Annotated in this window: 11 protein-coding genes; 2 read left to right on the top strand and 9 right to left on the bottom strand. The window is 38.5% G+C overall.

Annotated elements, in window-relative coordinates; translation table 11 throughout:
• Window positions 1-36 precede the first annotated feature (36 nt).
• The 9 genes from J2S77_RS10840 to dnaE form a co-directional block, all read right to left on the bottom strand.
• Window positions 37-510, bottom strand: coding sequence for a DUF441 domain-containing protein (locus tag J2S77_RS10840; protein ID WP_306977258.1), 474 nt, complete (start codon window positions 508-510; stop codon window positions 37-39).
• Between the two features lie 145 nt (window positions 511-655).
• Window positions 656-1,048 (bottom strand): FxsA family protein, encoded by a 393-nt coding sequence (locus tag J2S77_RS10835; protein WP_306977256.1) that lies wholly within the window; start codon window positions 1,046-1,048, stop codon window positions 656-658.
• 42 nt (window positions 1,049-1,090) lie between these two features.
• Window positions 1,091-2,851 carry a pyruvate kinase gene (pyk, locus tag J2S77_RS10830; RefSeq protein ID WP_306977254.1) on the bottom strand — a complete coding sequence of 587 codons (1,761 nt, stop codon included), beginning with the start codon at window positions 2,849-2,851 and terminating at the stop codon, window positions 1,091-1,093.
• A 28-nt stretch (window positions 2,852-2,879) separates the two neighbouring features.
• Entirely contained in the window at window positions 2,880-3,839 is a 960-nt protein-coding gene (gene pfkA / locus J2S77_RS10825) for a 6-phosphofructokinase (RefSeq protein ID WP_306977252.1), read from the bottom strand.
• A gap of 149 nt (window positions 3,840-3,988) precedes the next feature.
• Window positions 3,989-4,954 carry an acetyl-CoA carboxylase carboxyl transferase subunit alpha gene (gene accA, locus J2S77_RS10820; protein ID WP_306977250.1) on the bottom strand — a complete coding sequence of 322 codons (966 nt, stop codon included), beginning with the start codon at window positions 4,952-4,954 and terminating at the stop codon, window positions 3,989-3,991.
• The gene (gene accD, locus J2S77_RS10815) at window positions 4,951-5,811 is read right to left on the bottom strand and encodes an acetyl-CoA carboxylase, carboxyltransferase subunit beta (RefSeq protein WP_306977248.1); all 861 of its coding nucleotides are present in this window, start codon (window positions 5,809-5,811) and stop codon (window positions 4,951-4,953) included. Before accD ends, accA begins: the two co-directional genes overlap by 4 nt.
• Window positions 5,812-5,884: 73 nt before the next feature.
• Window positions 5,885-6,484 (bottom strand): FadR/GntR family transcriptional regulator, encoded by a 600-nt coding sequence (locus J2S77_RS10810; protein WP_306977245.1) that lies wholly within the window; start codon window positions 6,482-6,484, stop codon window positions 5,885-5,887.
• Between the two features lie 27 nt (window positions 6,485-6,511).
• Window positions 6,512-7,711, bottom strand: a complete 1,200-nt coding sequence (gene ystJ, locus J2S77_RS10805; RefSeq protein ID WP_306977318.1) for an NADP-dependent malic enzyme — start codon at window positions 7,709-7,711, stop codon at window positions 6,512-6,514.
• Window positions 7,712-7,848: 137 nt separating this feature from the next.
• On the bottom strand, window positions 7,849-11,166 hold the full coding sequence (gene dnaE / locus J2S77_RS10800; RefSeq protein WP_306977243.1) for a DNA polymerase III subunit alpha: 3,318 nt from the start codon (window positions 11,164-11,166) through the stop codon (window positions 7,849-7,851).
• 175 nt (window positions 11,167-11,341) lie between these two features.
• Here dnaE and J2S77_RS10795 point away from each other — a divergent pair, with 175 nt between their 5' ends.
• Both J2S77_RS10795 and ytrI read left to right on the top strand, forming a co-directional pair.
• Entirely contained in the window at window positions 11,342-11,671 is a 330-nt protein-coding gene (locus J2S77_RS10795) for a YtrH family sporulation protein (RefSeq protein WP_306977242.1), read from the top strand.
• Window position 11,672: 1 nt separating this feature from the next.
• Window positions 11,673-12,179, top strand: coding sequence for a sporulation membrane protein YtrI (ytrI, locus tag J2S77_RS10790; protein ID WP_306977239.1), 507 nt, complete (start codon window positions 11,673-11,675; stop codon window positions 12,177-12,179).
• Window positions 12,180-12,225 lie beyond the last annotated feature (46 nt).

Below are 12,225 nucleotides of genomic sequence, written 5' to 3'. Positions count from 1 at the left end.
TATACCCTTCCTGTGCATCTTTAAACACAATTGCCATTATGAAATCAGTTTCAATACACCATCGACACCTTGCATGACAAGGTAAGCAATACCCGCACCAATTAAAGGTCCTACTGCTACACCTTGTAAAAAGACAACACCTAAGATTGTCCCTAAGACTAAAGCGGCAGTAAGATGAGGTTCATTTGCCATCAAATCTAAACCATCTCGTGCCACATAAGCGACAAAAGCACCAGCAGCAATAGCGATCCAAGCATAGTATGATTTAATGCTCTGATATAATTCAGAAAAGCCAATTTCTCCTGTCGCGATTGGGACAAGAACTGCTACTGTAATCACCACCACCCCAATGAAGATTCCTTTTGATTCTATAAAAGGCAATAAACGATCTTCTAGATTAAAAAGTTTAACGCCAAGTAAGATGTATACAGCGATTAAGATGGGCTGATTCTTAGCAATAAATCCTAATGCTAACAAAATTAATAGAAAAACTGTTGAAGACGAAAACACGTTATATACCGCCTTTACATTAAAGAATTAATACATAATACTTTTTACTATTCAAGAATTAAAATACAAATTTAGCACATATTCTTCCAGTCCGAATACATTCAAAGTAAAAAAAGAGGGCAGGACTAACCCGCACCTCCCAAAATCACCGTCTAATAACTGTAACCGTCCCTTTCTTAATCATTGTAAGGACTAAAGCTTGTCCCCAACGTTTAAATGGACGTCTTGTCACTGGAATCAGCAAAATAAAACCGAACAAATCAGTTAAAAACCCCGGTGTAAATAACACAACTGCACCGACTAAGATTGCAATTCCATCAAAAATCTCTTCAGTAGGAGCTCGCCCTGTTGACATTTCTCTTCTTGCTCTCATTAACGTCTCAGTTCCTTGGATTTTAGCCAACCAGGCTCCTAAAATCCCAGTCAATATAATACCAAATAATACAAACCAAACGTTTAATAAATTACTTAACCAAACGAATAAGGCAATCTCAATTGCTGAAACAACAACAATTAAAATAAATAATATACGAAACATCAGATGATGCTCCTTTCAAGCAACCTAGTTGCTCTTGATTTCTTATAAGACTGTCGTACGTCCTTGATAAACATGGCCATTAGTCGGATCAACTGTGATTTCTTCTTCATCACGAATGATATCTGTCGCTTTTTCAGCTCCAACAATCACTGGAATGTTGACGTTTAATCCAACGACAGCTGCGTGACTTGTTAGACCACCTTCTTCGGCTATAACAGCATTAGCACGTTCAATATAAGGCATCATTTCTTTGTCAGTTCCTCGCGTAACAATGATATCGCCATCTTCAAAACTTTGTGCTAATTGTTCACTTGAATTAGCAATGACAGCTTTACCTACAGCCCCCAATTTACCTATACCTTGACCTTTAACGACGACATTGCCGACTACGTGTACTTTGATTAAGTTAGTTGTGCCACTTTCACCAACAGGTACGCCAGCTGTAATCACAATTCGGTCACCTTGACTAAACAGATTAGATTCTAGACCTTGTTCAACAGCTAAAGCTAACATTTCATCTGTTGAATTAACAGGCTGTCCATGAATTGCATGAACGCCCCAAACAAGACTTAGTTGTCGACTGACATGTTCTTTCGAAGTCACGGCAACAATATTAGCTTTTGGACGATATTTGGATACGTTTCGAGCTGTATTTCCACTTTCGGTTGGCGTCACAATTGCTTCAACTTTTAAATCTGCTGCTAAATTTGCAACCGAGTGACTAATGGCATCTGTAATAGTCGTGTCTAAACGCTCATTGTTATTACCCGACGTAACGACTTTATCGAATGATTTTTCGGAATAAATAGCAATATTATTCATGGTTTCGACTGCTTCTACAGGGTAATCACCTGCAGCAGTTTCACCTGATAGCATAATCGCATCGGTTCCATCAAAAATAGCGTTAGCAACATCACTTGCCTCTGCTCGTGTTGGACGTGGGTTTCTTTGCATGGAATCAAGCATCTGTGTTGCGGTAATAACTGGCTTTCCAGCTACATTACATTGTTCAATTAAATTCTTCTGAACGAGTGGTACTTCTTCAGCTGGAATTTCAACGCCTAAATCGCCACGTGCCACCATTATTCCATCACTAACAGTAATGATCTGTTCAATGTTATCGACACCTTCACGGTTCTCGATTTTTGGAATAATTTTAATATGTTCAGCATTATGTTCTTCTAATAATTCTCGGATTTCTAGCACATCTGACGAACGACGGACAAATGAAGCAGCGATGAAATCAATCCCTTGTTCGATTCCAAAGATAATATCATTCGCATCTTTTTCCGTAATACCAGGAAGATTGACACTTACATTAGGCACGTTAACGCCTTTTTTATCTTTGATGATCCCTGTATTCATCACTTTGGTTTCGATTTCACGATCATTATGATTAACAGAAACAATTTCTAAACCAATCAACCCGTCATCTAATAGAATCTTTCCACCTGGTTCAACATCATCAATAAGGCCAGGGTAGCTAACTGAGAACCGTTCAGCAGTTCCTTCAACTTCATCCATCGTGACATAGACAGTGGATCCTTCTACAAGCTCAACTTCGTCTTCTTTAAATGTACCTGTTCGAATTTCAGGCCCTTTAGTGTCTAATAACACACCGATCGTTGAGTCACTTTCTTGCGCTGCTTGACGAATATTTTCAATACGGGCAAGATGCTCATCGTAGTCACCGTGAGAAAAGTTAAGACGCGCGACATTCATCCCGGCATTCATAAGCTTCTTTAACGTCTCAACTGATTCGGAAGCGGGGCCGATTGTACTGACAATTTTAGTTTTTTTCATATGTTATGTCCTCCTCTTTATAACAAGGTTAAATGGATAGTCGATTAGATAGTTCATATAAATCGCGATCGATCGCATGTGACTGATTTAATACATGCATAATATCATCATGGACGAGTTGGTTCTTTTCAATTCCTACCATACGACCTGCTTGTCCTTCTGTTAACAAATCAACAGCGTAGGCTGCTAGACGACTTGCTAAAACACGATCGTAAGCTGTTGGTGAACCACCTCTTTGTGTATGTCCTAACACTGTAACACGTGTCGATAAATCTAATTGGTCTTCAATTTGTTTAGCATAATCAACAGCACTACCAACACCTTCAGCAACCATAATAATGCTATGGCGTTTTCCACGGTCATGACCTCGTTTTACTTTATTAACTACAGCTTCCATACTTGTATCTCGTTCAGGCACAAGAATACTTTCCGCTCCAGCTGCTAAACCAGACCAAAGAGCTAAATCACCCGCATCACGGCCCATGACTTCAATCGCATATACACGTTCATGAGACGTCGCTGTATCTCGAATCTTGTCCACTGCCTCAATAACCGTATTAAGGGCAGTATCAAAACCGATTGTGAAGTCAGTTCCAGGAATATCATTATCAATCGTACCTGGAACACCAATACAAGGGAACCCTTGCTCTGTTAATTTAGTTGCTCCTTTAAATGACCCGTCACCACCAATCACAACGAGTCCTTCTATACCGAAAGCATTTAACTGATCAATAGCTTTCTTTTGACCTTCTGGTGTTTTAAATTCTTCTGAACGAGAAGAATATAAAACTGTTCCGCCTCTTTGAATGATGTCACCAACTGAGCCAATAGATAACTCTTCAATATTACCATTGATAAGACCTTGATAACCATAATAAATGCCATATACTTTAATTCCATGATAAACACAGCTTCTGACAACCGAACGAATAGCTGCATTCATACCAGGAGCATCGCCACCGCTAGTTAATACGCCGACTGCTTTCATCGCTAACACCTCATTCATTTGTCTATCATTGTACTCTATATTTTAAGATAAATTGTCGTAAAATGCTATTTATACGACGAGATGCCCATCAATTTTCTTAAAAATTGTTGCAAATTGAAATAAAAAAGGGAACTGTTTGAGCAGTCCCTTTAAGATTGAATGACTGATGCAACAGCACCAATTTGATTATACTTCTCCCAACGACGATCTAGCAAGTCGTCGTGAGATATATGATTTAGTTCGTTTAAATCTACTTCAAGTCGATCGGTAATCCATTTAGCCTGTGTCTCTAAATCTCGGTGAGCCCCACCTTGAATTTCTTCAATGACATCATCAATTACATTTAAATCTTTTAAATCATAAGACGTGATTCGCATTTTCTCTGCAGCTTGTTGTGCTAAATTCGAATCCTTCCAAAGCAAGGCGGCTGCACCTTCTGGTGAAATAACCGAATAAGTAGAATTCTCTAACATGTATAAACGATCTCCTACACTAATACCTAATGCGCCACCACTTCCACCTTCACCAATCACAATACAAATTACAGGCACGGTCAGACCTGCCATTTCGCGTAAATTTTTGGCGATAGCTTCACTTTGTCCACGTTCTTCTGCTGCTCGTCCAGGATATGCGCCTTTTGTATCAATAAAAGTAATAATTGGTCGATTGAACTTTTCTGCTTGCTTCATTAGACGCAGGGCTTTACGGTACCCTTCAGGATGTGGCATCCCAAAATTACGACGCAAGTTTTCTTTTGTATCTTTACCGCGTTGGTGACCAATTACAGTAACGGGTTGTCCGTTAAATTTGGCAATACCACCGACAATTGCTTCATCATCACCAAAGTAACGATCTCCATGCATTTCAAGGAAATCGGTAAAGACATGTTCAATATAATCTAACGTCGTAGGACGCTCAGCATGGCGAGCCATTTGAACTCGATCCCACGGTGTCATATTACCGTATACTTCTTGCTCCAATTGTTCTAAGCGATTTTCTAAGGTTTCAATCTCACCACTTAAGTCAACATCACTTTCACTCGTAAAACTTTTCAACTCTGCTATCTTCTCACGTAGTTCAACAACTGGTTTTTCAAATGGTAATACGTTCTTCATGATTGCCCACCTCCTACTTGGTGGAGTTCAATAATAGTAGTCAATGTTTCTTTCATTTCGTGTCTCGGAATCACACGATCTAGTTGTCCGTGTTTGTAAAGAAATTCAGCCGTTTGGAAATCATCTGGTAACTTCTCACGAATCGTTTGCTCAATAATTCGGCGTCCAGCAAACCCAATCAAGGCTTCTGGTTCTGCAAAATTATAATCACCTAATGAAGCGAAACTTGCTGATACACCACCAGTAGTTGGATTTGTCATATAGGAGATGAATAAACCACCATTTCGATCGAAACGTTCCAAAGCGACAGATGTTTTTGTCATTTGCATTAAACTTAATACACCTTCTTGCATACGTGCACCGCCTGAAGCAGTAAAGAGAATGAATGGTAAGCCGAGTTCATTTGCCTTTTCAATAGCTCGGGCAATTTTCTCGCCTACAACAGAACCCATACTACCCATACGAAAACGTGCATCCATCACGCCAATAGCTGTTGGATTTCCATTAATCGTACCTTGTCCTGTAACCACTGCTTCATTAATGCCTGTTTTACGTTGGTCTTTTTCTATCTTCTCCAGATAATCCGGAAATTCTAATGGGTTTTCAGATGTTAAATCAGCATCCCATTCTTCAAATGATCCTTGATCTAGTAAGACGTCAAGACGCTCAGGTGCTGACATTTGATGGTGATGTTCACAGTGTGGGCACGTTAGTAAATTCTTCTCAATTTCTTTTCTATAAAATATTTTTCGACAAGAAGGACATTTAATCATTAATCCTTCCGGTAAATCCCCATGTTCTTCTTGTTTTGAGACAGTGGCATATTTGCGTTTTCGATTAAACATGTCTTTTATCAAGCCGATTCCTCCTTCACCAATCACTCAATCACATCATACGTTCTCTATCATGCAAAAACTGTCATAATTTATATTAAGTATACAACCTCGAGTGGGTATCGATTGCTTGGTCATATTCCTGGCGTTTAATCTGGTCAATTATTGATTGAAGATCAGAAGTATCAAGCTGCTCTTGTTCCGTCAATTGTTGAAAGCTGGCTACAAGATGCCAAATCTTCAATAATAATTGATTCCCTAGTTGATTAAACAATAGAATAAACAACTCATTATGGATTTGTTCACTTGCATCATCAAGTGACTTTAATTCCTCAATCCCTCTCACATTCAATCGCTTCAACTCTTGTAAGCATAATTTTTCTAGCATAAATTGCACTTCATTTAACTCATTTTTGGTTTGTGCTTCAGTTAATACAAAGGTTGATAACAATTCCACAGAGTGGAAAGGCTTGTAAGTGCGTAAAAATGTACCTTCTCCGTGACGAGTTTCAATTAATCCTAATAATTCAATCGCGCGCAAAGCTTCACGAACGGATGCCCGACTGGCATTTAATTGTTCTGATAACTCTCGTTCAGAAGGAATTCGATCTCCATCTTCTAATTCTCGTTCTTGTATAAAATGCCTAATTTTATTTAACACTTCTTGATAAACTTTCATTTTTGATGGATTAGACATGTGACACACCCCAAACCATGTTATTCCTTAGCCAATATCAGTTAATTGTTGTGTCCGCTTCACGACATCATCCGGGTCAACATCAACTCGAGCCACACCTGATTCCATGGCTGCACGTGCTACAGCTCCTGCAACAGCTGGTGCCACACGAGAATCAAAAGGTTCAGGAATGACATAATCCGCTGATAATTGATTACCGACTAATTCTGCAATCGCTTCAGCAGCAGCTACCTTCATTCGCTCATTAATCCGAGTTGCCCGAGCATCTAATGCACCTCGGAAAATACCAGGAAACGCTAATACATTATTCACTTGGTTTGGAAAGTCTGAACGACCTGTACCAATTACTTTAGCCCCTGCTTCTTTCGCATCATCTGGAGTGATCTCAGGATCTGGATTTGCCATCGCAAAGATAATCGGATCATCATTCATCGACTCGACCATTTCTTTTGATAATAAGCCACCAACTGATACGCCAATAAACACGTCGGCACCTTCCATCACTTCCTCTAATGTACCTGCTTCTTTATCTTTGTTCGTGAATTTAGCCACTTCATCTTTTACATCATTCATACCTTCATCACGACCATCGTAAATGGCTCCGCGTGAGTCGCACATAATCATATCGCGCACGCCGAAATTATAAAGTAATTTAATAATAGCAATACCAGCTGCGCCAGCACCATTAGCAATGACTTTAATATCTGAGAACGATTTACCTGATAGTTTAAGGGCATTAATCAGTCCTGCAGCAGTGACAATGGCTGTACCATGTTGGTCATCATGAAAGATTGGAATATTTGTTTCTTTTTTCAAACGTTCTTCTATAACAAAACATTTAGGAGCTGCGATATCTTCTAAATTAATACCACCAAATGTGGGCTCCATTAACTTCACAGTTTGAACGAATTCATCAACATCTTCTGTATTTAAAGCAATAGGGAAGGAATCCACTCCTGCAAACCCTTTGAATAAAGCTGATTTACCTTCCATAACTGGAAGAGACGCATCAGCACCTATATTTCCGAGTCCGAGTACTGCTGACCCATTCGTCACAACCCCTACCATATTGCCTTTCATTGTATAGTCAAAAACAGATTCTTTATTGTCATAGATCGCTTTACAAGGCTCAGCAACACCTGGAGAATAAGCTAAGCTTAAATCTCTTGCATTGCGGATTGGAACTTTCGAATGAGTTGCTAATTTCCCTTGATTTGCCTTGTGCATTTGTAATGCTTCTGCTTTTAAATTCGCCACTTATACCGCTCCTTTTCATAAATGGTCAGACCACTAACGCAATTAATTATAACAAATCAAACCAACATGTAAAGTCGTAAGTCGTGATGTGCATCCTCACATCACAACTACGATTTTACAACAACATGACCCTCTGTGAAATAATCTCTTAAAGCTTGAATACTTTCATCGTGAACATGAATATCAAATGCTGGTGCTAATTGATAGACTTGATTCTGTTGTGGAGAATAAATCGTAATAGGTGTTTTACCAGGAAAATGAGTGTGTATTTGCTTAATATAATCTAATTGTGCTTGTTCACCCTCATGAAGTAACTTAATAAACACTTTTCGATGATCATCAACTTCTAATTGATCTAAATCAATAAAATCAACCTGTTGTAAGATGAGTTGCTTCTGACCATTTCTTTCATCCAAGTCACCTGATACTTGCACCGTTTTTTCCTCGTCGAGATCACGTCCGATTTGACGGTATAATTTCGGAAAAACAACTCCGTCTATTTCTCCATATTCGTCTTCCAATGTAACAAAGGCCATTTGTTCACCGCGTTTAGTCCGGATTGTTTTGACTTGATTAACCGTTAATGTCAGTTTACCCCTTTTTTTCAAGGGGAGTTGTTTGAATTGTTTCGTTGATAAGTATCCTTCGCGGGTTAAGCCACGTCTCATACGATGAAATGGGTGTTCACTAATTCGAAAGCCCATCACTTCCTGTTCCATATTAATCGCTTTTAAAATGGAAAAGTCAGGAACATTAGTATATTGAACATTCATATTAAATGATTCATCCATACCCGAAAATAATTCCCCTTGGTCAATCGCTTGTACCACAGAAGCTAACAACTGCGCGCGATGAGGGTGTATATCATCAAATCCACCTACAATAATAATCGATTCAAGGATTGGACGTGTCACGATGTTTAACGATACACGCTGACAAAAATCAAATAACCCCTGAAAAGGCGTTTGCCCACGTGCTCGAATAATCTCCTCATAGATTTGTTTCCCTAAACCTTTTATAGCTAATAACCCAAAGCGAATGGTCTGGTGGTCCTTTACAGTAAACTTACCAAAACTTTCATTAATTGAGGGGGGTAAGACTTTAACACCAACTTGCCTTGCCTCTTTTATATACATTTCTAATTTGTTGGCATCATGCATCATTGAAGTCAGTAACTCAGCGTAAAAATATGCTGGATAATGTGCTTTAAAATAAGCTAATTGGTAAGCAATCATTGAGTAGGCTACAGCGTGGCTTTTATTGAAACCATAATCTGCGAAACGTTCAATCCATGAAAATACTTGTTCACCCAATGATGATTCATAACCCTTTTCTTCTACACCGATCAGAAATTCACGACGTAATTGTTCAATGGCTTCTCGATCCTTCTTACTAATCGCCCTTCTTAATAAATCGGCTTGACTCATCGTAAAATTAGCTAATTCACTGGCAATTTGCATGATCTGTTCTTGGTAGATCAATACACCATACGTTTGTTGTAATATTGATTTTAAATCCTCATGAACATATTCTACGGTCTCAAAACCGTGTTTCCGTTTTGAGAATGTATCAATGAATTGCATAGGTCCTGGTCGATATAGTGAAATAACGGCCACGATATCTTCAAATGATGTTGGCTTAATTGTGCGTAACGCTTTCTTCATACCTGATGATTCTAATTGGAAAACGCCTGTTGTTAAACCGTTTTGCAATAATTTAAATGTTTTGGAATCATATTCTGGGATTTGTTCAAGTGTTAAGGTCTTCCCTTCACGCTCTCGAATTTGTTTCAACATCCGTTCAATTAATGTTAAATTTCGCAATCCTAGAAAGTCCATCTTCAATAACCCTAATGCTTCAAGCTCTTCCATAGGGAGTTGTGTTAACAAAACACCCTCAGCGCCTGGAAACATTGGAATTCTTCCCGTGAGTGGGCGATCGCTTATCACAACACCCGCAGCGTGAACAGAATGATGTCGTGGTAATCCTTCTATCACAAAAGCAGCCTGGAACATTTTCTTTAATTGATCTGTTTGAGTAATATAATCCTTTAATGTTTCATTTTGCTTAATCGCTTGTTTCAAGGAATTTGTTTGTTGTGGGATCGCATTAAGTAAATACGTTAGTTGTTCACGACTTATCTGGAACACTTTAGCTAATTCTCTAATAGTTGAACGCGCTTGAAATGTTCCAAACGTAATGATTTGAGCGACTCGATCATCGCCGTATCTATTTTTTACATAATGGAGCACGTCATCCCGTCGATAATCCGAAAAATCAATATCAATATCCGGCATCGACTGTCGTTCCGGATTTAAAAACCTCTCAAATAATAATTGATGTTTGATGGGATCTACATCTGTAATATTTAATAAATAAGCAACAATCGACCCCGCAGCCGAACCACGTCCTGGTCCTACTAATATGCCTTCCTTTTTCGCATATTTTACAAGGTCCCATACAATTAAGAAATAATCGGCAAATGTCATTTGATTAATCGTATCGAGTTCATGATCTAATCGTTTCATTGCCTGAGGTTGACTTGCACCATCATATTTATATTTAAGCGAATCTTCACACAACCGACGCAACATCTCTTCTGACGTTTCATCAGCCTGTTCTTTTGGAAATTCCGGCAAATCAAACCATTTTTGTGACATGGTCAAGTGGCATTGATCAGCAATCACTGTCGTCCGTTCAAACGCATCTCGCCATTCATCTATGAATGTTTCATCATATTCATTTAACGATTTTAAATGTGACACATTATCATTTAACGATGACTGTTGGTGAATCGTTGCTTGATGCTGCATGGCTTGTAACGCTTGATATCCAATCAAATCACGTTCACGGACATAACGCACGTTATCCGTAACCACGGCTTTATGTCGATAAGAATGACCTTGATTATAGAGCCATGACTGAATCAACGACGTTCCATGAGGTTGCAAATTAATATACCAATCATCCAAATGACCATCTAACAATCCTAATAAGTCATTTAACTGATCGTAATCTTGTAAATAAATGAGGTCTTCGAATACTGTTTGATAAAACGAAGCGATCGCAATCAAATCATCTGCGTGTTCGATATCCTCTAAATAGATTGATTCTTTTAGAACATGTTCCTTATTAGATAATGTTACTAACGATTGAAACCCTGTTTCTGATTGGGCTAATAAAATCATCCGAACAGGGCGGGGTTCATCTGCTATGTATACATGAGCTGTCATACCCACAATGGGTTTAATTCCATGTCGTTCACATGTATGTACAAAATGATACGATCCATGCAACACACCTTCATCCGTCAAGGCTAGAGCTTTAAAGCCTTTTTCCTTTGCTTCTTGGACGACTTTTTCAATTGATATGGCACTTTTCATCAGGGTGTAGCTACTATAAAGTTGTAAATGCACAAAATCCATGGATCAATCACCTACTTACTCTTCGACTTCATACTCTCTACTATTATTATATAGGAGAAAGGACGAAGTTGAAATCAATCACATAAATCAAATAAGAAAAACATACATTTTAGTAATTAAGACTGCTTGTCTGCAAGTAGTTTAACACGACTAAAAAGGCTAGAAGGTCGATAATATGGAAGAACGTATGGTTATTTCAATTATAAAATGCTTTTTCATTGCGTTTGGTGTGTTAACAGGAGGCGCATTATTTGGTAGTTTAGGTGGTTATCTAACTGGACAACCCCCTTTGTCTGAAATGATGTTAGCTGCGAAAAAATTAAGAATATGGGCAATTGTCGCAGCTATTGGTGGGACGTTTGATGCTATATCAACATTTGAAAGAGGAATTTTCGAAGCATCGACGATCGATGTCATTAGACAAATAGCACTCATTATTTCAGCTATGAGTGGAGTCAAATCAGGTATTATGTTAATTAACTGGTTAACACAGGGAGATTTGTGACATGCACATCCCTCCTTATTACAAGAAAGCATCTTGGCAAACATTTCTAATCGGCGTTTTAACTGGTGTAGTCATCGGTTATATCTTTTTTTTATTTGTATACGGGCAACATACAGAACGATGGATTGAAGAGAATCTATCCATCCGAAATGAACTACATGAATTAGAACAAGAGAATGAACTTTTAAAAAGTGATCAAAGTGACTTAAATGAAGAGGCTGAGCAACGAGTTACGGTGCAGAAGATTGAGATCTCATGGACCAATGCGGAGAAATTAGATTTAGATCGCTTCACCACTCACGAATTAAAAGAAATTTTATTAGATGAACTTGAGTCAGTCGTCGGTCAAAACATTATATCTTTGTCTGAACAACGCACCTTGTTATTGCGTACAATAGAAAATAAAACGTTTAATATTCGAGATGTCGATTACCAATTAGCGGTCAGGCATATGACCATTGGGCCCACCTTAATTTTAAGTATCGAAGTTAAAATTGCTTCGTCATAAAACTGTCATAAATTATTGACGGTTTTGCAAACTTTCATTGTCAACT

The organism is Alkalibacillus salilacus (assembly GCF_030812915.1).
Classification (GTDB): Bacteria; Bacillota; Bacilli; order Bacillales; family Alkalibacillaceae; genus Alkalibacillus; species Alkalibacillus salilacus.
This window is presented reverse-complemented; position numbering and strand designations above follow the sequence as displayed.

Excerpts from the sequence above, each read along its gene's own strand:
- dnaE (WP_306977243.1), bottom strand. The coding sequence starts at position 11,166 with ATGGATTTTGTGCATTTACAACTTTATAGTAGCTACACCCTGATGAAA.
- J2S77_RS10810 (WP_306977245.1), bottom strand. The coding sequence starts at position 6,484 with ATGTCTAATCCATCAAAAATGAAAGTTTATCAAGAAGTGTTAAATAAA.
- accA (WP_306977250.1), bottom strand. The coding sequence starts at position 4,954 with ATGAAGAACGTATTACCATTTGAAAAACCAGTTGTTGAACTACGTGAG.
- ytrI (WP_306977239.1), top strand. The coding sequence starts at position 11,673 with ATGCACATCCCTCCTTATTACAAGAAAGCATCTTGGCAAACATTTCTA.
- pfkA (WP_306977252.1), bottom strand. The coding sequence starts at position 3,839 with ATGAAAGCAGTCGGCGTATTAACTAGCGGTGGCGATGCTCCTGGTATG.
- ystJ (WP_306977318.1), bottom strand. The coding sequence starts at position 7,711 with ATGCACAAGGCAAATCAAGGGAAATTAGCAACTCATTCGAAAGTTCCA.
- J2S77_RS10835 (WP_306977256.1), bottom strand. The coding sequence starts at position 1,048 with ATGTTTCGTATATTATTTATTTTAATTGTTGTTGTTTCAGCAATTGAG.
- pyk (WP_306977254.1), bottom strand. The coding sequence starts at position 2,851 with ATGAAAAAAACTAAAATTGTCAGTACAATCGGCCCCGCTTCCGAATCA.
- J2S77_RS10795 (WP_306977242.1), top strand. The coding sequence starts at position 11,342 with ATGGAAGAACGTATGGTTATTTCAATTATAAAATGCTTTTTCATTGCG.